We start from the raw sequence: 23,560 nt of genomic DNA on the forward strand, positions 1-23,560 counted from the left end.
CCCTACCCTCTAATCATTTGTTTCAACTCTTGTAATCCTTGCATAATCTCTTTTTCCAACGTTTCCACTCTTTCAAGTATCACACTTGGCGCTTCATACTGTACTTCTTCATACTCAATTTCTTTATATTTGTTAATCGAAAGGTCATAGTCATTTTCCCGGATTTCTTCCACCGGCACGAAGAACGACTGCTCCGTACGTTTCCGGTCTTTTTCCGCTTCACGGTTATGGAAGCGCGCAATGATGTCCGGAATGTCATTTTCCTCAATCGGGGTACGCTTGTCATCCAACGAGTAGCCATCGGCTTTCATGTCATAGAACCATACTTGATCCGTTCCGCCTACGCCTGTTTTCGTAAAAATCATAACCGCTGTTGAAACGCCGGCGTATGGTTTAAATACGCCGCTTGGCATGGAAATAATCGCTTCTAATTTATGATTTTCCACAATTTCTTTGCGGATGTCTTTATGCGCCTTCGAGCTGCCGAACAATACCCCATCTGGCACGATGCACGCACAGCGTCCGCCCGTTTTTAAGATGCGTAAGAATAACGCCAAGAATAAAAGCTCTGTTTTCTTTGTTTTTGTAATTTTTAATAGGTCACTAGAAACGGCTTCGTAATCCAAGGAGCCTTTAAACGGCGGATTGGCAAGGACAAGGGTGTATTTGTCCTTATCTTTGTTTTGTTCCGACAAGGAGTCGCGATATTCGATATTCGGATTTTCAATGCCGTGAAGCATCATGTTCATCGCACCGATGCGCAACATCGTGCGGTCCATATCAAAACCGTAGAACATATGGTTATTAAAATGCTCTTTTAAACTTTGCACTAAAAATAAGTCGCTGCGATGTTTGCGCAAATATTCGCCCGCTGCGACTAAAAACCCTGCGGAACCGGCGGCCGGATCAACAATAATATCTTCCGGTGTTGGTTTGACTAACTCTACCATCATCTTGATAATATGACGCGGCGTGCGGAATTGCCCGTTCGTACCTGCTGTCGCGATTTTGGATAGCAAATATTCATATAAATCCCCTTGTAAATCGCGGTCCTTCATTGGGAGCTTATCAATGCCGTCCACAATTTTGGAAAGCATTTGCGGCATAGGAATCATAAAAATCGCATCGCTCATATACTTGGCATATGCGGAATTTTTATTGCCATGCAAGCTTTTAATAAAAGGAAATACTTCCTCAGATACAATTTCATACATTTGGGAAGCTTCTAGATTTTTAAACTTGCTCCAACGCAAGTGTTGTTTATCTTCAGGAAAGATTCGTTCAAACTCAATTCCTAATAAAGCAGCCTCTTGTTCTCTTTGGGTTTCAGCTTCATCGAGTCCTTTAATAAATAAGAGGTATGTAAATTGTTCAATGACCGTCAGCGGGTTCGTAATTCCGCCCGTCCAAAACGTTTCCCATATTTTATCGACTTTGTTCTTTAATTCTCCAGTAATCATATAGCAGCCTCCTTATTATTTCCGAATTTAATTATACATTGTTCTATCAGCATTAAAAACTCCAATATAATGAAATTAAACCTGCTGTCAAAATTAAGTTCGTCATTGTGTAAAAAAGAAAATAGAAAAAGAGCCATGTTGTTCCCTCTTTGTATAGAATAAACAGCAAACATAAAGAGGAAAGTAACAGTGGCTCTATGTCATATTACTATAAATTGTTAATTTTGGTATGAGTTATGACCAGAGATGAGGGATTAACCAATTCGCCGGAACCAGTCCTGAATCAAATTCTCGAGGCGCAAGTAGAAGAGCAGCTAGAGACGCACCTTATGAACACATAGAAGAACGAAAAGGCGATTGAAACTTCGTATCCACGTCAGTTGACGACCCGAGTAAGACGTTGACCTCGTACATCTTTCCACTCACAAGAGATGGAGAGCTCTCCACCGCCACACCAAAGTATATACAGGATGCTTTGCTTGAGGGAGATTCGCGGGATTCTTCATGCTCCAAACATGCAAACGGACCAGCTGGCTGTTGGAATTAAATAAAAGGAATTTTAATAATATTAGGATTTGATTAAAAAAATAGATTATGAACATACAATACTCAGGATGCTTAATTAACTTTTTTACTTCTGTCGATTTACCAGTGCCACTTTACTTAATTAGCAACTTTCTTTTAAATATCTTTTTTCTTTTAAAGCACTCATTATAACTTCAATAACTGCTTTCATTACTTCAAAAGTTGCCTTTTCAATTTCTGAATATGTGTTTTCATCAAACCCTTCTTTATCACGACCATGTGCAATTCCATTACGCCTATTCAATAACATTGAAATTTGGCCTTCATATTCTTTAAAAGCATCATATGGCAAACCCAATCTAAATAATATCTTTTTTAAAACAACAGGCCAAAGATTAGATTCTGTATCTACAACCGTATCAGGTATAGTTACCGGCTTATCTAAAAAAGAATGCATATTAGAAATAAAATCCACTTGACGGGCATAAGAATGTAATTTTGTATCGTCAGGTAATTTATTTCCAAAAATTTTCCTATAAATTTCAGGCTTTCTACTAGCATCCTCATAAGCTTGAAATTCTTCTGCAAAAGAACATGCAACTATATAATCATTAGCTGCTTTGCGTAGGACTTTCGCTTTATTGATAGCATCTACATAAATTAGAAAAGCTGTTCTGCAAAACCCTTCATAATGTGAATAAAGCATAACAACTAATGCTTTTCTATATCTTTTTTTATCTTCATCATCTTCTATATAAGCAAGCTGATTACGTAATAATCTAATCTCATTACTTCTCCATGTCATTTCCTCTTCAAGTTGAGAACGGATATCAATTAAATCAATTTCTCTCATTTATTAGTGCACCTACCCGATCCTCAACAAACTTAATTCTTTGCGCTAATTGATTAGGGGTATTTTTACCTCCTCCTGTTGTTAATGCTTTAAAATTACTATCATTTTTTATTTCAATAAATTCATTTTTTAATTTTTCGATAAATTCATTATCATAATTAATTTGGTCTAAATATTTTTGTATTCCTAAAGTAAAAGCTTCAAAATGATAAGGAGAAAAAGAAGATATAAATTTTCCATTGTTATTCGTTCTAGAAAAAACATATTCTCCCAAAGTTAAATTAAGTACTTTAAAAGTTTTATTAAAAATTTCTCTTTCCTTATCATAGTCAAATTCTATATGTCCCTCTTCGCCTTTCTTATAAGAGACCCCTTCCATATAATCCGTCATAAAGGATCCGACATCATGTCGATATTTATGGCGATAATTTTTAAAGGCAAAAAATCGTAACACTAATTCTTCATCATATTTTTGATCTTTCTTTTCATCAGATAAATTGGATATACAATTTACAAAATCTTCATTTTTGCTTAATTCAATAATAAACTCATTAAATTTATCGTCTAACAACCTAATAGTACAATTTCTTATTTCTTGTTCACTTAAAAGTTCCCCACCTGTATTTAACCTTTTAAACATATAATAGCGTAATCTCTGGTCACTTTCTCTTCTAATAATTTCAACACGTACAAAATTCCTTTTTAGTTTTATTTGAAGTGGCTTTGGCAAATCATTATATGTGTAGCCATCTAATTGATTAACTATATCGCACCCAGTTAATGTTAAATATTGGTTTTTCTTAGTTTTTAATGAACCGCGAAAATGTAAATAAGAAGATATCCTTTGTAAACCATCTATTAGTTCATATACTCCTTCTTCTCTCTCAATTACATATATTGGTGGGATAGGCATTTCTAAAATTAGAGATTCTATAAAGCGAGATTGTTTTTCTTCAGACCAACGGAATAATCTCTGATAATCAGGGTCTATTATAAGTTCACCATTTTCGTACATGTCTAACAACTCATTAAATGACAAATCTAAACTTCTCGTTCTGACTTTTTTTATCTTAGAATCAACAATTTCTATAAGTTCATTATCTGTAATTCGAGATTTTTCCACTTTTCATCCCCTCGTTTTTTTAAATATAATGACACTTTCCACACTTTTAGTATTTACTCTATATTTTCTGATTTTTGGATTTATTTCTGCCATTGAAACTTTCGATTCAAAATCCTCTTTACAATATTGAGTCCATCCTAAACCTTTTGTCATTTCAATTATAATTTGTGGTAAGTTAACATGTACATCCTTATAATATGAGTCTTGAACAACAAAGACACCATATCCATTTCGCTTCAACACACGATTAATTTCTACAATCGACTTATAAATTGAATCAAAATATTGCAAATATGTTTTGTAATAATAAGTTTTTGATGCTTTGGAATTATGGCTACTAATTTTTGATAATGTTTCAAGGCATGTTTTTCCCCAATTACTATTTAATGTTGGAATACTTTCATTAATGACAGGTGATCCAATCATTCTTTTCCTTAATTTCTCCATTTCCTCAATTGGACATCCTATAAGAGCTAATTCTAAACTAGTTAAAACAGCATAATCAATTCTTGTACAATATGGTGGAGAGGTAATGACTGCATCTATTTCATTATCTTTAAGAGGAATATTATCCGATGATGCTATATCTATTTTCGTTAAGCGTTCTAAATCAACATAACTATCTGATTCATGTTCAAATTGATTTATCATAAATTCAACTTGATATTGGAACTCCCTAAAAATATCCTCTTTTTTTAAATCAACCCTTTCCTCTGGAGATTTTGGTTTCTTAATCCAAGTAGGGTTAGATGATCTAAATTTTTCCAAAAATTTTTTCAAGGCTCTAAATAATGCAACATAAAAAAAGGCAGCCACACTGTTTATAGATTCCAAACTCTCTTCATAAAAAATTATCAAATATTCATCTTTATCACATGCAATCTGTTGAATCGCTCTTTCAATATTTCTAAACACTTTTGCACTCTTTGGTGTTAGCCAAATTTCTAGTGGTTCAGGCGAAATCCAAGGATACTTCCAATAGTATTTTGCTTTCTTTATTATTTTTTCACATATCATTAATAACTTTGGTATAGAATTTCTATTAACGCACCTCGCCTTTGAAACTATTACCATAATAGGATTAATATCAAATCCTATCGAATAATATTTATTTTCTGCCGCAACTTGAGTTGTTGTTCCACTTCCGTTCCAAGGATCTAATATAATATCCCCTTCTTGTAGATTAAGGATATCTAAAATATTTTTAACAAATCGAGGTGAATATCCTGCATAATACTCATACCACGCTGTTTTCCCAAATTTGTACAAAAAATCTCTCTTAGGATTGTTAGACACTCCCAATAACATCATAACCTCATCCTTATGTCTTTTCTATAAAAATATTGTTTACACTATTATAACGCGTAATTAACATAAGATTCCTTCATTATATTTATCATAAAGTTCTTCATCAATTTACCCTAAAATAAAAAAGTCCTAATCATACTTGTTAAAGACACTTCATCCACTATGTATACTTCAATTTTTTGTTCGATAAAATTTGCTAAATCCAAATTTTCTGTTTGATATAAAAACCAATTCTTTCCATAACACCTATTCTTCGATTTTTTCGCAAATAAAAAATAAAAGTCTTGCTAAAAAAAGTGGGTTCAAAGCTTGAAGGAGAAGGATTTCCCCTTCTCCCCTGTCTTCCTGTTTTTTCGCAAAATTTTATTTTCAATCACAAATGTTTATTTTAAAGTTATAGCTTTTTTACGAGCAACGCACAGCACTCCACATGCGCCGTATGCGGGAACATGTCGACTGGCTGGACTTCTTTTGTTTCGTAGCCGCCTTGTTCTAGGATGGCAATGTCGCGCGCTAATGTCGCCGGGTTGCAGGAGACGTAGACGACTTTTTTTGGTTTCATTGCTATAATTGTTTGAAGCAGTGAATGATCGCAGCCTTTTCGAGGAGGATCCACGACGATGACGTCTGCGCGAATTCCTTGTGCATGCCATTTGGGCATGATCTCCTCTGCTTCACCGACGGCAAATTCAACGTTCTCGATGCCGTTTAGTTTTGCATTTCGTTCGGCATCTTCAATGGCATCGGGCACAATTTCCACGCCGTACACTTTTTTAGCTTTTTGCGCAAGGAAGAGTGAAATCGTTCCGATCCCGCAATAGGCGTCGATGACCGTTTCTTCTCCGGTAAGTTCGGCGTATTCTAACGCTTTTTCGTAAAGCACCTTCGTCTGTTCAGGGTTCACTTGGTAAAAAGAGCGTGCGGAAATGGCAAACTTAATTGATCCGATATAATCATATATATATTCCAAACCCGAAAGCAGCTTTGTTTCTTCGCCAAATATGACGTTTGTCCGTTTCGGGTTTATGTTTTGGACAATCGATCGAATGTTTGGAAATTTAGCGGTAATTTCAGCTAATATTTTCTTTTTATGTGGAAAATCAGCTGTTCGGGTAACGAAAACAAGCATCGCTTGCTTTGTTTGATACCCGTAGCGGACAACGATATGGCGCAGCCATCCTTGATGGGTTTGTTCGTTGTAAGCCCGGATGTGATAGCGGTTCAATATCGCTTTAACTTCTCGGACAATTCGATCGTTTTCCGTCTGCTGAATGAGACATCTCTCCATATCGATAATTTCGTGCGTTCTTTGCTGATAAAAGCCTGCAATCAGGGCGCCTTCCCGCTCCCCGATTGGAACCTGTGCTTTATTTCGATAATTCCAAGGATCGCTCATTCCGATCGTTGGATGAACCGTGACTTTTTCTACATCCACTTTTCCGATGCGGGCAAGCGTTTCTTTTACTATTTTTTGCTTATGGCGCAGTTGGCCGTCATAGCTTACATGCTGAAGCTGGCAGCCTCCGCATTGTTTGTATATAGGACAAAGCGCATCTGCCCGATCGGGGCTTGTTTCCGATAATTTCATGAGACGTCCGTATCCATAGCCTTTTTTTACTTTGACAACTTTGACTGTTCCCTTTTCTCCAGGCAAAGCATTCGGGACAAATAAAGGAAAGCCGTTGATTTTGGCTACTCCTGCCCCGTCATGTGTTAAATCTTCAAACAATACATCGTAATAATCATTTTTCTTCACTGGTGCTTCCATGTTGTTTTCTTCCTTTTTGATCAGAATGGACTGAAAAAATTGTATCACAACCGCAAAAATGACCCAAGTGATTTTATTATTGTCATAATAGGAAATACTATTGTAATGAAAATATAAAAGGGCGGCACGTAACATTGGTTGATGAAAAAGCGTCTATATTAGCTGAAGGAGTGAATTTACATGGATCAAAGTTTTAAAGAGTCACTCATCGAACAGCTTATTGCCAACGGTGTTTACAAAGGGGAAGATGGACAACAATTATATGAATTGAACGTCATTGAGTTGTTAAAACTTGTCAATAAAATTGAAAGCGATCATTACCATTATGGAAAATAAAAATTTCGTTTTTCCAGCTTGAAAGCAAGGCTGTAAAAACAGCTGCACCTTTCTTTCATTACATTTTGTTTAACAAGCTGCCTGCAAAGCTTTTGCAGTGGTTTTTTTAAGCAAAATGTTGCAGACAAGTCATATAAATCGTTGAAATTAGCGCGGGGAGCCGCATTTCATCTATTCAAAAACGGTAAAGAGCAGCCTATTCGCTGCTCTTTTCAATTGGCGCGTTTTTTTCTGCTTTTTCTTTCGACATGATGATCTCAATATATTGATACAGGTTTTCAAATTCAGCAGGCAGGAGTCCTCCGTATTCGCCGTCCAAGTTTAACTGCATTTTGTCTTCTGTCTTTACTTTTATCCGATTGGCTTTTGTATAAATTACATTTTCACTGTGAATATGCTCGCCTTTTAACGCCAAGCTGGCAAGGCGAATAAACTCCGCGAGGCTGACTTTTTTCAAAATCAGTAAATCAAACATGCCATCATTTAAAATTGAGTCTGGAGCCAGCTTTTCAAACCCTCCGACCGAATTTGTCAAGCTGATTAAAAACAGCATGATCTCTCCTTGAAACAGCTTGCCATCATATTCAATTTCCACCTCTGTCGGATGGATGGAAGGGAGCATTTCAATGCCCTTTAAATAATAAGCAAGCTGTCCTAAAACGGTCTTTAATTTGCTTGGAACGTCATAAGTAAGCTCTGTTAATTTTCCGCCGCCGGCAATATTAATAAAATATTGGTTATTCACTTTTCCAATGTCTATTTTCCTTTTTACGCCGTTCAGCAGCGTATCGACTGCGTGCAAAATATTGTCGCGGGGAATGCCGATTGCACGGGCAAAATCGTTTGTAGTTCCGACGGGGATGATTCCGAGCGTCGGACGATTTTCCATGACTGCGAGCCCGTTCACAACTTCGTTCACCGTACCGTCTCCACCCGCAGCGATAATGAGGTCAAACCCGCGTTCAGCAGCCTGTTTCGCTGCATTTGTCGCATCTCCTTCACCGGTAGTAGCATGGCACGATGTTTCATAGCCGGCCTCTTCAAATTTAGCAAGAACTTCAGGGAGCTGTTTTTTGAAAGCCTCTCGACCAGATGTGGGGTTATAAATGATTCTTGCGCGTTTCATTCACATCATCCTATACTATCCATTTCTATTGTAAAAATAGAATCATTAATAGATTATTCCTTTTTGCCAAAACAAACAAGTTTTTTCTATCATTTGTGTTCATTTATACTACTTTTGTCAATAAACGTTTATTCTATTTTTATTTTGATAAAACTGTTCGCCATTTAAACACTTTTTTCAAATTCCAGCTTCAAAAATTCACGGATGGGTTTTATTTCCATTTTACTATAAATAAAACACCCAGCTGCTAAGCTGAGCGTCTATTAAAATTATCGTTTCTTTATTTCTTGTAATAACAATTTGTTTACTAATTGCGGGTTGGCTTGCCCCTTCGTTTTTTTCATAATTTGACCGACTAGAAAGCCAATCGCTTTATCTTTTCCGTTTTTAAAGTCGATAACCGATTGCTCATTTTCATCCAATGTTTCGATTACAAGCTTTAAGATGGCACCTTCATCAGAAATTTGAACAAGCCCTTTTTCTTTCACGATTTTTTCAGGGTCTCCACCTTTTTCAATCAGCTCTTTGAACACTTTTTTCGCGATTTTGGAGGAGATGGTTCCATTTTCGATCAGCTTGATCATTCCTGCAAGACTTTCCGGGGTGAGCGCCACTTCAGACAACTCTTTTTGCTCTGCATTTAAATATGCTGATACTTCTCCCATCAGCCAGTTAGAAGCTTGTTTCGCATCAGCTCCGGCTTTAACTGTTGCTTCAAAGAAATCAGACATTTCTTTCGTCATTGTCAGCACTTTAGCATCATACGCTGGGAGTCCAAGCTCTTCAACATATCGTTTTTGGCGCGCATCCGGCAGCTCCGGAATCGATGACCGGACTCTTTCTTTCCACTCATCATCAATGTAAAGAGTGACTAAATCAGGTTCAGGAAAATAACGATAATCGTCTGATCCTTCTTTCACGCGCATTAAAATCGTTTTCCCTGTAGCCTCATCAAAACGGCGTGTTTCTTGTTGAATGACTCCGCCGGATAAAAGCACTTCCGCCTGACGTTTTTCTTCATATTCGAGCCCTTTGCGCACAAAGTTAAATGAGTTTAAGTTTTTCAATTCTGTTTTTGTGCCAAATTCTTTTTGTCCGATCGGGCGGAGCGAAATGTTTGCGTCACAGCGAAGAGATCCTTCTTCCATTTTACAGTCGGATACGCCAGTATATTGAATAATTGATTTTAATTTTTCCAAATATGCATAGGCTTCTTCAGGTGAGCGGATGTCCGGCTCTGATACAATTTCAATCAGCGGTGTTCCTTGACGGTTAAAGTCTACAAGAGAATAGCCGTCGCCAGTATGCGTCAATTTGCCAGCATCCTCTTCTAAATGAAGGCGCGTAATGCCGATTTTCTTTTTCTTTCCGTTCACTTCAATTTCAATCCAGCCGTTTTGACCGATCGGCTGATCATATTGGGAAATTTGATATGCTTTCGGGTTGTCCGGATAAAAATAGTTTTTCCGGTCAAACTTTGTATAAGTAGCCACTTCGCAGTTCAATGCCATCGCAGCTTTCATTGCGAATTCAACGGCTTCTTTATTTAAAACGGGCAAAACTCCCGGGTATCCGAGGTCAATGACCGTTGTGTTTGTATTTGGTTCAGCACCGAAAGCGTTTGGTGCACTGGAAAAGATTTTCGATTTCGTTTTCAATTCCACATGTACTTCAAGTCCGATGACCGTTTCAAAGTTCATTAGTTCTCACCCCTTACAGTTCCGGTTTTTGTTTATGGAAGTCTGTTGCTTGTTCGTATGCATGGGCAACGCGATAAACGGTGCTCTCGTCAAAATGCTTGCCGATGATTTGCAATCCCAGCGGCAGGCCGTTGGCAAATCCGCAAGGTACGGAAATAGCAGGAACTCCGGCAAGGTTCACATTGATTGTTAAAATATCGTTCGCATACATCGTGAGTGGATCGTCAATTTTTTCGCCGATTTTAAATGCTGGAGTCGGGGTTGTCGGTCCGATGATGACGTCATATTTTTCAAAAACGTCTTCAAAATCTTTTTTAATAAGCGTGCGCACTTGCTGCGCTTTTTTGTAATAAGCATCATAATATCCAGAGCTTAATGCAAATGTACCGAGCATAATGCGGCGTTTTACCTCATTCCCAAAGCCTTCCGCGCGTGTTTGTTTATACATATCGATCAAGGTTTCAGCGTTGTCGGAGCGATAGCCGTATCGGACTCCGTCAAAACGGGCGAGATTCGCAGATGCTTCGGATGAGGCAAGCAAATAATATGTAGCAATACCGTATTTGGAATGCGGCAAAGATACTTCTTCCCATTCTGCGCCCAATCCTTCGAGTACTTTTAAAGCAGCCAGTACGGCCTCGCGCGACTCACGGCTTACCCCTTCACCTAAATACTCTTTCGGAACCGCAATTTTCAGCCCTTTAATATCTCCAGTTAAAGCGGATATATAATCAGGAACTTCCACATTTGCACTTGTGGAATCCATTGGATCAAGACCTGAAATGACTTGAAGAAGGTAAGCGTTGTCTTCAACAGTTCTTGTTATCGGTCCGATTTGATCTAATGAAGACGCGAATGCGACTAATCCGAAACGGGAGACTCGTCCATATGTAGGCTTCAAGCCAACAACCCCGCAGAATGCTGCCGGCTGGCGAATCGAGCCGCCTGTATCAGAGCCTAGTGCAAACGGAACTTCTCCTGCGCTGACAGCCGCTGCGCTGCCGCCGCTGGAACCGCCCGGAACCGCTTCTAAATTCCATGGGTTTTTCGTCTTTTTAAATGCGGACGTTTCAGTGGATGATCCCATCGCAAACTCATCCATGTTTAATTTGCCGATCGTAATCGCTTCAGCTTCTTCCAGCTTGCGCATAACCGTTGCATCATAAATTGGGTCAAAGTTTTCAAGAATTTTGCTTGCACAGGTTGTGCGTAAATCCTTTGTCACAATGTTATCTTTAATCCCTATCGGCATGCCAAACAATAAACCGTATGTATCTTTTTTTCCTATTTCATTATCCAGTTGTTTTGCTTTTTCCCGGGCTCGTTCTTCATCGAGGGTTAAGAAAGCTTCTACCTTTCCGTCGACTTCTTGAATGCGCTTGTAAGACTCGTCGACAAGATCGGAGACGGAAATTTCTTTTCGGTGCAGCATTTGTTTTAATTCAGATATTTTATGATCAAACAGAGCCATGTTCGCTTCGTCCTCCTTACTCAAGAATGGCTGGTACGCGGAATTGTCCGTCTTTTTGGTCAGGAGCATTTTTCAACGCAACTTCCCGTGGAAGACCCGGCTCAGGTTGATCTTCGCGCATGACATTTTTCATATCCAAAACGTGGGAAGTTGGTTGAACGTTCTCCGTATCCAATTCATTTAACTGCTCAGCAAACGTTATAATCGCGTCAAGCTGATTGGTAAACATCTCTGCTTCCTCTTCCGTAATTGCCAAGCGGGCAAGATGCGCAACATGTTTTACTTGTTCTTTCGAAATGCGTGACATTCCAATTCACCTCCACTTTTTCGAACACACTGCAATACTCTGATAATATCAAATTTTAGCCAGATAAAGCAACACCCCCGAAATGTTGAAACAATATTGCACGAAGGCAGGCTGAAAAAAGCCCCTCTTACAGATGATTTTCTTTTCATATGTAATTTTCAAAACGTCGAAGGACTTCAACCAAAAATTCAAATATAGGTACATTCGTCCAAACGTTTTATTCATTCGTGAATATAAAAATATTGTACGGTACATTATTCGGAGGTGAAAAACATGAGTTTTGGATTCGGTTCTTGTCAAGGCTACGGTTACGGAGGATATGACGGCGGATTCGGGTACGGTGGTGGATTCGGACACGGCGGCGGATTTGCCCTTATAGTAGTATTGTTCATTTTGTTGATCATTGTCGGTACTGCTTTTGTAAAGTGGTAAACACCGTTTAACCAAATGCCCGCCAAAAAACGATCAATATAAAGGTGATTTCAAAATCCCCCCTTTTTGAAATCACCTGTTTTTTTTATTGAAAAACATGAACTGTTGGTTTTTCCTGTCCTGGCTCTCTAACGATGAGCGCTTCCGGGCCTCTTGAAGAGTTGATGGTCACTTCCAGAGAAATATAATCTTTGTAATATTCCACAACTTTCCCAGTTAAAAATTGTGTAAAGGCGATGACTTCTGTTTTACCGTAAAACTGAACCGGTATTTCTATTTTCATTTGCTTCATTTCACCGTCTTGATAAAAAGCTTTCCCAATGATACCTGTGTAGTTAGGGAAAAAGTCTTCAATATCACCTTTCAAACGTTTAAATGTGTTGGCATCGTCCGGTTTTTTCTTTGTTCCCTCTTCAGATGGGAAAAAGTAATACTCTTCGTTAATATTTTCCCACTTTCCGATATTTTCGCTTCCGCCATCAACGATTGTTCTTGCAAAAAAGTGCCCTGGAACAATCGAAGATTTAGGCGCTTGTTCGTAAAGGGAAACGACAATCGGCACTTTTTCTAATCCTTCTATATCTCGAAGCCTCTTCACAACCACTTGTGCGATTTCCTTCCCTTTCTTTTCAATGGTGGCCTTGTCTATTTTATTTTCTTTTTGGATGCCGTCTTCCGTGCGGTAATAATAAACAGAATTCAAGGCCAAACCGATTGACACTCCGCCAAGCTCAAGTGTTTTTTCATCTTTTTTTACAAGGTAATTATGTTCAAGTATATGCGTTACATAAATGGGGCTTTTTTCGGAGCTTTCTGGCGGATTTAAACCTTCATTTTTGAAAGATTTATCCTTTTTTTTCGCTTCTTCTAAATCTTTTCCTTCCAGCTTGCGGCTAAGCCAGTTTTGGACAGTTTTTTTGTCTAAATATTGTCCTTCTTGAAACACATATTTATCCGTTGGAAACTTGTCGCTGGCCATCCGCATAAGACCAGTTTCAAATTCATCAACATCAAATCTTGTATTGAGATTGCTTGCCACAAGCCCTCGCGCTTCACTCGTTTTAAAAGGCACGAGCATCTTATAATAATCTTCCGAAATTCTGTATTTCGGTATAATTGCTTTTTCTTCCGTTGATTCTTCCGTCTCTTGTACAATTTGCTCCGGTTCTCCAATGTCCTGCGAGCATGCACTGAGCACAGCCATGCACGCTGCCGCTATGATCAAAAGTTTTTTCAAGGTACCTTCCCTCTCCTATTTCCTTAGTTCTTCAAGCAAACGAGACTCATCCCAAACCTCTATGTTTAATTCGCGAGCTTTTGCAAGCTTGCTGCCGGCATCTTCACCAGCGATTACAAGATCTGTTTTTTTGCTCACACTGCCAGTAACTTTTCCGCCTCTTGCTTCAATTTGTTCTTTTGCTTCATTGCGGGACATTTCAGCAAGCTTCCCTGTTAAAACGATTGTCTTACCGGCAAAATACGAATCCCCTTCATCTGAAATTGTCCGTTTCGGACCTTTATACGTCATATTGACGCCGAACGACTTTAATTCTTCAATCAATTCTTTTACTTCAGGCTGTTCAAAAAAAGTAGCGATGGAATCAGCCATTTTTTCTCCGATTTCCGGTATGTTGATTAATTGTTCTCTTGTCGCGCTTTGCAGCCGCTCCATTGTTTCAAAATGCTCTGCTAAAATCTTGGCGGCTTTTTCGCCGACATAGCGAATGCCTAAACCGAATAAAAGGCGCTCCAGCGAATTTTCCTTCGACCGTTCAATCGCGTGCAACAAATTATCCGTTGATTTTTCACCCATCCGTTCAAGCTGAAGCAATTGGGGTTTTGTTAATTTGTATAAATCCGCTACATCTTGAATCAAGCCTTCTTTAAACAATTGGGTGATGACGCGCTCCCCTAGTCCTTCAATATTCATCGCATTTCGGGAAACAAAATGGATGAGACCTTCGCGAATTTGCGCCGGACATTTTGGATTAATGCATCTAAGCGCAACTTCTCCTTCCAACCGGACCAGCTCGCTATTGCATTCAGGACAGTGCGAAGGCATCCGAAAATCCTGTTCATTGCCTGTTCTTCTGTCAACAAGAACATTTACAATTTCAGGAATGATGTCCCCGGCTTTTTTCACGACGACGAAGTCCCCAAGCTTAATATCTTTTTCCCGAATCAAATCTTCATTATGAAGGGAAGCTCGTTTGACGGTTGTCCCGGCAACCTTTACAGGCTCTAAGATCGCTGTTGGGGTAATGACGCCGGTGCGTCCGACAGCGAGTTCAATATCCAGCAGCTTCGTCACCACCTCTTCTGCCGGAAACTTATAGGCAATCGCCCATCTCGGGCTTTTCGCAGTTGCCCCGAGCGCTTCCTGCTGACGCAAACTATCAACCTTAATTACAACTCCGTCAATATCATACGGAAGCTGAGAGCGCTTTTCCAACAATTGATCAAGCAGCTCGATCACTTCGTCGATGTTTTTGCATTTTCTGCGTTCACGATTTGTTTTAAAGCCGAGTTCATCAAGCAAGTCCAATGCTTCACTATGAGAAGACACTCCGGTATCGCCAAGCTCTGCTATGTTATAGACGAAAATATCTAAATTTCGTTTCGCGGCAATTTTTGGGTCTAGCTGGCGCAAGGAACCAGCCGCAGCGTTTCTCGGATTGGCAAACGGAACTTCCCCTTTTGCAATGCGCTCCTCATTTAATTTCTCAAATGATGCTTTCGGCATAAATGCTTCCCCGCGCACTTCCATCGATAAATTTTTCTTTAGTCTCAAAGGGATCGAGCGGATCGTTTTTAAATTTTCCGTGATATCTTCCCCCGTCGTGCCGTCTCCTCGTGTTGATCCTTGTACAAACAGGCCGTTTTCATATCGAAGGGAAACCGCAAGCCCGTCAATTTTCAGCTCCACTACATATTCGACATCCCCAACTGCTTGGCGGACTCGCCTGTCAAAGTCACGCAAGTCCTGCTCATTAAAAGCGTTTGCCAAACTTAGCATCGGCACGCGGTGCGCCACTTTTCGGAAAGCATCTAAAACAGCGCCCCCCACCCGCTGGGAGGGAGAATCAGGGGTTTTCAGCTCTGGATATTTTTCTTCAAGTTCTATTAGTTCTCTCATGAGGCGGTCATACTCTGCGTCAGGAACAGACGGATTGTCAAGAACGTGATATTCATAATTATATTGATTCAAAAGCTTGTGCAATTCTTTTACACGGTTTTCTGCCGTACGTTTGTCCATATGTGTCAATTCCTTCCTTCAAATAGTTACTGTACTTTTTCAATTGGTGCAAATTTAGCAAGCAACCGTTTTATGCCGACAGGACTTGGAAATGCCACGTCAAGTTCTTGATCCTCCCCATCGCCTTTCACTCGGACGACAACACCGACACCCCATTTTCCGTGCACGGCTTTATCACCTACTGACCAAGCCTTTACATCTCCTCCCGTTGATTTCGCTCCGATTGTTCTATTTAGTTTCGGCTTTGGAGATTTCTTTTCATTTAAGTCTTCTAAAACCTCTTTCGGCATCTCTTCAATAAAACGAGATTCCGGGTTCATGTTTGTTCTTCCAAAAAGGGTCCTCATTTTCGCATTTGTTACATACAATTCTTCCTCTGCCCGCGTTATCCCGACGTATGCCAGCCGGCGCTCTTCCTCCATTTCCGCCTCTTCCATCAAGGCTCGGCTGTGGGGAAATACACCTTCTTCCATCCCGATCATAAATACAACCGGAAACTCTAAACCTTTTGCCGAATGGATCGTCATCAATAACACGGAATCTTTCTGCTCCGATTGCTCTTCATCAATGCGGTCAATGTCCGCAATCAAGGCCAAATCCGTTAAAAAGGCGACGAGGCTTTTGTCCTCATTTTGTTTTTCAAAGTTTTGAGTTACAGATAAAAATTCATCAATGTTCTCTAAACGACCTTGGGCTTCCAATGTTTTTTCCTGCTTAAGCATCTCCCTGTAGCCGGTTCTGTCAAGAATCTCTTCCACAAGCTCAGTAACGGACACATAGTCTTGCATTTGTGACAGCTGCTGGATCAATTCACGGAATTCCGTCAACACTTTCATAGCACGAGTGCTGACCCCGATATGTTCCATTTCTTCTAAAGCAGCAAACATCGAGATGCCTTGCTGGGCTGCATAATTCATTATTTTTTCAACGGTTGATGCACCGATGCCCCGTTTCGGAACATTGATGATTCGCACCAAACTAATATCATCATTCTGGTTTGCCACTAGACGCATGTATGCAAGAATATCCTTGATTTCTTTCCGGTCATAGAACTTTATGCCGCCGACAATTTTATAATCAATATTCGATTTTAACAGCACTTCCTCTATGACACGGGACTGTGCATTTGTACGGTACAATACAGCAATATCGGAAAGTTTTCTTTTGCCTGATTGGACGAGCTCTTGAATTTGCTTGGCGACAAACTGGGCCTCCCCAATTTCGTGATCAGCCCGGTAGTAAATAATTTTTTTCCCCTCAGGGTTTTCCGTCCATAAATTTTTCGGCTTTCTGTTCATATTATTTTTAATGACTTCATTGGCCGCATGCAAAATACGCTTGGTAGAACGATAATTTTGTTCAAGCAAAATCACTTTAGCGTTCGGATAATCTTTTTCAAACGATAAAATGTTTCCGATGTCCGCTCCTCGCCAGCGATAAATCGATTGATCCGAATCGCCGACAACACAAATATTTTGAAAACGGGATGCCAGCATCTTTACAAGCGTGTATTGTGCGCGGTTTGTATCTTGATATTCATCAACATGAATGTATTGAAATTTCCGCTGATAATATTCGAGTACTTCTGGAACACGCTGAAAAAGCAGTATCGTTGACATAATGAGGTCATCAAAATCAAGAGCTTGGTTTTTCAACAATTTTTTTTGGTAGTCGATATAGATATCGCTGACAATTTGCTCCCACACATCTCCTGCTTGACGAGCAAATTCCTCCGGGGAAATGAGATCGTTTTTCGCGCTGCTGATAGTGCCGAGAATAGCTCGAGGATCATATTTTTTAGGATCAATGTTTCGTTCTTTTAAAATCCCTTTGATGACAGACAATTGGTCTGATGTATCCAATATCGTAAAATTGCGATTGACGCCGATCCGGTCAATATCTCGGCGAAGGATTCGCACGCACATCGAGTGAAAAGTGGAAATCCATATTTCCTCAGCGCCAGGGCCAAGCAGTTGTTCAATCCGGTCTTTCATTTCCCTCGCTGCTTTATTTGTGAAGGTAATAGCAAGAATATTCCAAGGTGCTACCCCTTTTTCTGCCATTAAATAAGCGATCCGGTGGGTGAGAACCCTTGTCTTGCCGCTGCCTGCACCCGCCATGATTAAAAGAGGACCTTCCGTATGCTTCGTCGCTTTTTGCTGCTGTTCATTCAAACCTGAGAGGAGCTGCTCAGTCAAAAAATGCATTCAACACTCACCTCATTTTCACTTTCTTTACCCTTTGACAGCGCGGACAGTTTCAAGCGCTGATTGTAAATTTTCATAAATGGCATTCCCGACAACGATGATGTCAGCGTGCTCGGCCATTTCTTTTGCTTGCGCAGCATTTTGAATGCCGCCCCCATAAATAAGCCTAGTATTCGTTAAAACCGATTTCGCTGCTTTTACTGCTTCAACATTGCCGTACGTTCCGCTATATTCTAAATAAAAGAGCGGAAGATGAAACATGTTCTCCGCCATTCTCGCATACGCTTTAATATCATCCAAATTAAGCTCCGTCTTTGCTTCGGTCAATTTTGCCGCTTTGCACTCTCCATTTAAAATGCAATAACCTTCCATTAAAATATCATTCCAGTTCATAATGTCACCAAACTCTTTCATTGCTTGGTGATGCAGCTCCGTAATCCATGTAGTATTACGGCTGTTTAAAACCGTCGGAATAAAATACAAATCAAATCCTGGAACAATCGATTCTAAATTCGATACTTCCAGCACGCATGGAACGAGAAAACGCCGCACCCGCGAAAGCAAAGAAAGAACATTATCTTCCGTTACATTGTCGCTTCCTCCAATGATAACAGCGTCCGTTTTCGATTCGCAAATTTTTTCAAGCTGTTCATCGGAAATGGCTTTATCCGGATCGAGCTTAAACACATGTCTCCACTCGTTCACATCATACATACATAATCCTCCATTTCATATACCATTTCATTATTATATCAAATTATAATAGGACAAAAAAATGGTGAATCAATGAAAGTCTGTAGATGTATTAGAAAGAGTTTTTTTAATATGAGAGGGGGTTTTTTTTAAGCTATGTTGAAGAAGCCTTTCAGAGTTTTAAAAGTTCTAAACTAAAAAAGAGCTGCTGATTTCATCCAGCAGCCCAATTTATGACGAAGCCTTGTCATCTTTAATTCTTTCAAGCGCCATTGCATAAGCATCATTTCCGTAATTCAAGCACCGTTTTACCCGGGAGATAGTCGCTGTCGATGCACCTGTTTCTGTTTCAATTTTATGATACGTATAGCCTTCCTGTAGCATTCTTGCAACTTCAAACCGTTGGGCAAGCGATTGGATTTCATTGACGGTGCAAAGATCATCAAAAAAACGGTAGCATTCTTCCAAATCTCTTAAAGAAAGGATGGCCCGGAACAATTGGTCTAACTCTCTCCCCCGCAGCTTGTCAATTTGCATGCATCATTCTCCTTTCTCAGCTGAATTTTGAAAAGCCTTATCCAAATCTGGCACGATATTGATCCAAGTATGGCCGGGAACAAATTTTACTTGTTCTCCATTTTCATAAGGAAGGATGCGTCCGTTCACATTTTTCCAATCGACCCTTTTCATCATACCTTTTTGCAAAAGAATCCCTTCGCCCCCAGAGTTTAAATCAATTGTTCTGCGGCCGTAATCATCAAGGAAACGATGATCCATTTGGACAATAAAAATGTTGTCTAAAAGAACAGGTTCTTCCGTTTCCCGATCGACTGTCAGTTCGTCCCCGGAATACCGCTTATAGCGGCCTAGCTGCTGATCGAAAGCATATTTAATGCGCCATTCCGGTTTAGAACCATAAGAAACAACGGCTTCTAACATTTCTTCTCCAGAAATGCCGCTTATTTCTTCATCTGAAAGAAAAGGCAGCGGGGCAACTTCCTTTGTCATTGAATACCCGTTTTCTTTTGCTCCTTTTACGACATTTTCAAAAGAAATATACGAGTTATGAGGAGCTTTCCGGGTGGAATCCCGCCAAAACAGCGTACCATCATAAAACAGACCGTTTAAATAGTCTAGGTGCTCTGACTCCAGCATTTCTTTAGCAGTGGGACTCCAGCCGTGGCTGATATAAATTGCTTCATACCCTTTACTCAAATCGACAAAATATTCCCGCGCACTTCTCACTGGACCGATAATTTCCGGCTTCTCGCTTTGATAAATGGCTAAAAAGCGCGTGATCGTGCCTTCAGCTAAAGCCTCGTAAACAATATCCGCTTTATTTAATCCTGATTGAGGCCTCGCTTTCGGATGGTTGTTAATCGTGACAGCAATTGGGCGGCTGTCAATGCTTTCGGTCGCAGCATTTCCTGTCAAAGGGCTTACGGCTGCTTCTTTTTCAATTGGCTGATTTTCAGATGATGACGGTTCGTCATTTGTTTTCTCTTTTTCTTTTTCATTCGTGCAAGCTGTTATAAAGACAAAGAAAAGCATCGTAAATAAAATCAATGTCCTTTTCATTCATTCACAACCTTAACTAATTTATCCCTTTTATATTTTAACGTATTATTGTCGGAAAGAGTATTGTTTTTTTCATAACATCATAAATTCCTTCCTGTGTAATCCGAATATATGGTAAATGTGTGGAAGATAAAAAGAGCAGGCTGTGAATCGGGTCTAAAAATTTATAGCCCTTTTCTCTCATAATCTGGACCAAACCATTTTCTTCCTTAATGACCTCTTTAAAATCTTTCGATGACGCAGCGCCGTTAATGTTAAGAGGCATTTCATAAATCACTTGGCCATTTTCCGTTAATACTATTCCACCGCCGATTTCTTTCAATCTGGAAAATGCGTGCATCATATCTTGTTTATCTTTTCCAATCAATACGACGTCTCCAGTCGTTGAATAAGTGCTTGCAAAGCCTTTTATCCCCTTTGCGAAGCCTTTTAACATTGTGTTGATCCGCCATTTCCCTTTTTTATCGATGACAGCGAGGAAGCTTTCATCATGATCTAGCGGAAGTTCATCAACAAAGTTGTCAATGGTGATGGAATACGGCTCAATGATAACCGTGTTCCTCATTTTTAATCCCATCGGCATAGAAAATTGAAGATCATCCATTGTCAAATCCCAATCAATTTCAAGCGGCGCAACTTCGTATTTGTTCCAGTCTGCTTGAGGAAAATGATCAAACACCTGACCTTCTTTTTGAATCCATTTCCCTTTCGCCAAAACAGCCACTGGGTTCGGGTTATTTTTCGCTTCCAGGAAATTGATGGAGGCTAACCTGCCAGGTCCGATTACTCCCAATTTTGAATCAAGCATATAATATCTAGCAACATTGTACGTTGCCATTTTATAAGCCTCAAACTCTGGAATTCCGGCCTCCAGCGCTATTTGAATGGTCTGATTAATCATTCCATTTTCATAAAAAGCAGGCGTTGAACCATCCGTTGTAAAAAACATTTCGTCAAAACGATTAACTCCAAATGCAAGCAGCTCTTCCAACAATTTCGGCAAATCCGGCCGTATTGAAGAATAGCGGAGCGGCACGCTGTATCCGCATAACAATCGATTATATACTTCTTCTCCGCTAATAGATTCGTGATCGGAATCGACACCAAATAATTTCATTTTTGTCAATGTTTTTCGAGAAGCCCCTGGAAAATGGCCTTCTACACGCTTCCCGACCTTTTTTGTCTCATGAATCCAGTGTAAAAACAAGTCATCCCCTAAAAGAAGCTTTGGCCAGCCTGTCAATTCTCCTCCTTGAATAACGGCTGGATGCTCGATCCATTGTTTCACGACATCTGGCGGAATGAGTTGATCTTCTTCTCTGCATTCCGTTTGCAAGTCATAGCGGGCCCACCAAAAAAACTGAACTGGAGAAGATTGCATATCTTCAACAAAAGAAAACGCTTTCTTTTTTGGGAATTGTAATAGCAAAAATAGGTTATCGCATATTAGTGTTGTAGTTCCCGTTTGCGATACATGTTGTGCAAGCGAATGAGGATTATATAATTGAAACGGATGGGCGTGCGGTTCAATATAGCCAGGAACTAAATAAAGTCCTTTGCAATCAAATATTTCCGTATTTGCTGTTTTTTCCGGCTCTTCATTGCCGACATAAATAATGCGGTCTTTATAAATCCAAATATTTGACTTCACCCACTGGTTTAAATATGGATGTAAAAATACTGCATTTTTCAACCACAAGGTTGGTGCTAATCTATTTGAAACGACATCTATATGTTCACGAATTTCATGGGCTTTCCAAAAAGCACCAGATCGCATGATCTGCTCAGTCCTCCTCAATTAAAAGTAATTACTCAAAATAGTGACTCTGTTACTTTATATATTAACATATGAAAAATATTAAAGCACTAAAGTTTCTTACAAAATTTTGAACTTGGGATAACGGTGCAGAGGCTTTCTTGATTGATCGTTTCCTAATAGAAGAAACGCTGGTTTATTTTTAATAATGAGCGGTCAAAATAGGAAGTTGTTTAAGAAGAAGCTATGTCAAAAATGCCGATTACATTCCTTTATAAAATGAAAAGGACAGGAACATCCTCCTGTCCCATTGGAAAGGTTTATAAAATATGTGGTAGATATGTCTTTTATTTATTAGTATTCATCGGTTCGGAATATTGAAAGCCAAATTCGTTATAATGCGCGATAGCCGATGTCTTTACGATAAAACAAACCTTCCGTCTCAAGCTCTTTTAATTGCTTGTACACTTTTTCTTGCGCATTTTTTAAATTATCTCCAAATGACGCCACAAGGTATACACGACCCCCGTCTGTTACAAATTGGCCGCCTTCCTCTTTTGTTCCGGCATGGAATAAAAGGGCATCCGCACCAACCTTTAACAAACCGATCGGTGTTCCTTTCTTATAGCTGCCCGGATAGCCTTCCGCCGCCACAACGACTCCCAACACCGCCTGATCTGTCCATTCAAGTTCAACCGGTTCTCCTTTTAACACTTTCAACATCACATCGATAAGGTCTGATTTTAGCCGAGGAAGAACTACCTGTGTTTCTGGATCTCCAAATCGCGCATTGAATTCAATCACCTTCGGGCCGTCTTTTGTCAGCATGAGGCCGGCATAAAGAATACCGGTAAATGCCGCTCCTTCATTTTTCAAAGCTTTCGCTACCGGCTTTAAAATTTTCTCTACAGACTCTTGAACAACATCATCAGAAATCTGCGGGACAGGAGAATAAGCCCCCATTCCACCTGTATTCGGTCCTTTGTCTCCGTCAAAGGCCCGCTTATGATCCTGCGCAATCACCATCGGGTAAATGTTTTCCCCGTTTACGAAAGCCATAAGGGAAAACTCTTCACCTGTCAAAAATTCTTCAATTACAACGGATTTTCCTGCTTCTCCCAGCTTATTTTCCTTTAAATAGCCGGACAGCGTGTCAATTGCTTCTTCATTTGTCATCGCAACAACGACACCTTTTCCCGCCGCAAGCCCATCCGCTTTAATCACAATCGGGGCGCCTTTTTCTTCTACATATTGCTTCGCTTTGGCAAAATCAGAGAACGTTTCATAATTGGCAGTCGGAATGTTATATTTTTTCATTAAATTTTTTGCAAATGATTTGCTTCCTTCAATAATTGCCGCTTCTTTCCTCGGTCCGAATACAGTTAATCCAGCGTCTTCAAATTCGTTGACAATACCGTTCATTAAAGGAATTTCAGGACCGACAATGGTTAAATCAATGTTGTTTGTTTTGGCAAATTGGATCAATTCGTCTGTTTGTTCTTCTGAAATCGGAACTCTTATTGCAACGTCTTTCATACCATCATTGCCAGGCGCGACATACACTTTTTCAACGAGAGGGCTTTTGGCCGCCTTCCAAGCGATCGCATGCTCTCGGCCCCCTTTTCCAATAACAAGTACTTTCATCATCAGTCATCCCCTTT

General features: G+C 39.8%; 19 protein-coding genes and 1 pseudogene. 3 read left to right on the plus strand and 17 right to left on the minus strand.

What is annotated here, in order from left to right; genetic code table 11:
* Positions 1-2: 2 nt before the first annotated feature.
* Entirely contained in the window at positions 3-1,460 is a 1,458-nt protein-coding gene (locus tag NST97_RS10860) for a type I restriction-modification system subunit M (protein ID WP_341343217.1), read from the minus strand.
* A gap of 236 nt (positions 1,461-1,696) precedes the next feature.
* Between NST97_RS10860 and NST97_RS19285 the strand changes: the two are divergent.
* Positions 1,697-1,908: pseudogene (locus tag NST97_RS19285) on the plus strand (transposase); the annotation flags it as partial.
* A gap of 219 nt (positions 1,909-2,127) precedes the next feature.
* Here NST97_RS19285 and NST97_RS10865 read toward each other — a convergent pair.
* The 4 genes from NST97_RS10865 to rlmD form a co-directional block, all read right to left on the minus strand.
* Positions 2,128-2,838 (minus strand): MAE_28990/MAE_18760 family HEPN-like nuclease, encoded by a 711-nt coding sequence (locus tag NST97_RS10865; protein WP_339193441.1) that lies wholly within the window; start codon positions 2,836-2,838, stop codon positions 2,128-2,130.
* Complete coding sequence (locus NST97_RS10870) at positions 2,825-3,961, minus strand: DUF262 domain-containing protein (RefSeq protein WP_339193443.1); 1,137 nt, start codon at positions 3,959-3,961, stop codon at positions 2,825-2,827. The genes NST97_RS10865 and NST97_RS10870 overlap by 14 nt, the downstream gene beginning before the upstream one ends.
* Positions 3,962-3,964: 3 nt before the next feature.
* Complete coding sequence (locus NST97_RS10875) at positions 3,965-5,272, minus strand: DNA methyltransferase (protein ID WP_339210472.1); 1,308 nt, start codon at positions 5,270-5,272, stop codon at positions 3,965-3,967.
* Between the two features lie 391 nt (positions 5,273-5,663).
* The gene (gene rlmD / locus NST97_RS10880) at positions 5,664-7,037 is read right to left on the minus strand and encodes a 23S rRNA (uracil(1939)-C(5))-methyltransferase RlmD (protein WP_341343218.1); all 1,374 of its coding nucleotides are present in this window, start codon (positions 7,035-7,037) and stop codon (positions 5,664-5,666) included.
* A gap of 180 nt (positions 7,038-7,217) precedes the next feature.
* Between rlmD and NST97_RS10885 the strand changes: the two genes are divergently transcribed.
* Positions 7,218-7,373: a Fur-regulated basic protein FbpA gene (locus tag NST97_RS10885; protein WP_082829588.1), complete on the plus strand. Its 156-nt coding sequence runs from the start codon at positions 7,218-7,220 to the stop codon at positions 7,371-7,373.
* A 196-nt stretch (positions 7,374-7,569) separates the two neighbouring features.
* Here the strand turns inward: NST97_RS10885 and NST97_RS10890 are convergent, their stop codons facing one another.
* The 4 genes from NST97_RS10890 to gatC form a co-directional block, all read right to left on the minus strand.
* Positions 7,570-8,499: a diacylglycerol kinase gene (locus tag NST97_RS10890; RefSeq protein WP_063388805.1), complete on the minus strand. Its 930-nt coding sequence runs from the start codon at positions 8,497-8,499 to the stop codon at positions 7,570-7,572.
* 269 nt (positions 8,500-8,768) lie between these two features.
* The gene (gene gatB / locus NST97_RS10895) at positions 8,769-10,199 is read right to left on the minus strand and encodes an Asp-tRNA(Asn)/Glu-tRNA(Gln) amidotransferase subunit GatB (RefSeq protein WP_144597463.1); all 1,431 of its coding nucleotides are present in this window, start codon (positions 10,197-10,199) and stop codon (positions 8,769-8,771) included.
* Positions 10,200-10,212: 13 nt separating this feature from the next.
* A complete protein-coding gene (gene gatA / locus NST97_RS10900) occupies positions 10,213-11,670 on the minus strand; it encodes an Asp-tRNA(Asn)/Glu-tRNA(Gln) amidotransferase subunit GatA (RefSeq protein WP_094244375.1) in 1,458 nt (485 codons plus the stop codon).
* Between the two features lie 16 nt (positions 11,671-11,686).
* Entirely contained in the window at positions 11,687-11,977 is a 291-nt protein-coding gene (gene gatC / locus NST97_RS10905) for an Asp-tRNA(Asn)/Glu-tRNA(Gln) amidotransferase subunit GatC (RefSeq protein WP_063388808.1), read from the minus strand.
* A 273-nt stretch (positions 11,978-12,250) separates the two neighbouring features.
* Between gatC and NST97_RS10910 the strand changes: the two genes are divergently transcribed.
* The gene (locus tag NST97_RS10910; protein ID WP_082829587.1) at positions 12,251-12,409 is read left to right on the plus strand and encodes a YjcZ family sporulation protein; all 159 of its coding nucleotides are present in this window, start codon (positions 12,251-12,253) and stop codon (positions 12,407-12,409) included.
* 85 nt (positions 12,410-12,494) lie between these two features.
* Here the strand turns inward: NST97_RS10910 and NST97_RS10915 are convergent, their stop codons facing one another.
* The 8 genes from NST97_RS10915 to purD form a co-directional block, all read right to left on the minus strand.
* Positions 12,495-13,646 carry a CamS family sex pheromone protein gene (locus NST97_RS10915; protein ID WP_340882213.1) on the minus strand — a complete coding sequence of 384 codons (1,152 nt, stop codon included), beginning with the start codon at positions 13,644-13,646 and terminating at the stop codon, positions 12,495-12,497.
* 15 nt (positions 13,647-13,661) lie between these two features.
* Complete coding sequence (gene ligA, locus NST97_RS10920; protein ID WP_341343219.1) at positions 13,662-15,665, minus strand: NAD-dependent DNA ligase LigA; 2,004 nt, start codon at positions 15,663-15,665, stop codon at positions 13,662-13,664.
* 26 nt (positions 15,666-15,691) lie between these two features.
* Complete coding sequence (pcrA, locus tag NST97_RS10925) at positions 15,692-17,872, minus strand: DNA helicase PcrA (protein ID WP_341343220.1); 2,181 nt, start codon at positions 17,870-17,872, stop codon at positions 15,692-15,694.
* A 27-nt stretch (positions 17,873-17,899) separates the two neighbouring features.
* Positions 17,900-18,586, minus strand: a complete 687-nt coding sequence (locus NST97_RS10930; protein ID WP_066250770.1) for a heptaprenylglyceryl phosphate synthase — start codon at positions 18,584-18,586, stop codon at positions 17,900-17,902.
* Positions 18,587-18,796: 210 nt separating this feature from the next.
* The gene (locus NST97_RS10935) at positions 18,797-19,102 is read right to left on the minus strand and encodes a YerC/YecD family TrpR-related protein (protein WP_341343221.1); all 306 of its coding nucleotides are present in this window, start codon (positions 19,100-19,102) and stop codon (positions 18,797-18,799) included.
* Positions 19,103-19,105: 3 nt separating this feature from the next.
* A complete protein-coding gene (locus tag NST97_RS10940) occupies positions 19,106-20,143 on the minus strand; it encodes a DUF3048 domain-containing protein (protein WP_341343222.1) in 1,038 nt (345 codons plus the stop codon).
* A gap of 37 nt (positions 20,144-20,180) precedes the next feature.
* Positions 20,181-21,920, minus strand: coding sequence for an adenine deaminase C-terminal domain-containing protein (locus NST97_RS10945; RefSeq protein ID WP_341343223.1), 1,740 nt, complete (start codon positions 21,918-21,920; stop codon positions 20,181-20,183).
* Positions 21,921-22,292: 372 nt separating this feature from the next.
* Positions 22,293-23,543, minus strand: coding sequence for a phosphoribosylamine--glycine ligase (gene purD, locus NST97_RS10950; protein WP_094246367.1), 1,251 nt, complete (start codon positions 23,541-23,543; stop codon positions 22,293-22,295).
* Positions 23,544-23,560 lie beyond the last annotated feature (17 nt).

The organism is Aeribacillus sp. FSL K6-1305 (assembly GCF_038050115.1).
In the GTDB taxonomy this organism is placed as follows: domain Bacteria; phylum Bacillota; class Bacilli; order Bacillales; family Aeribacillaceae; genus Aeribacillus; species Aeribacillus composti.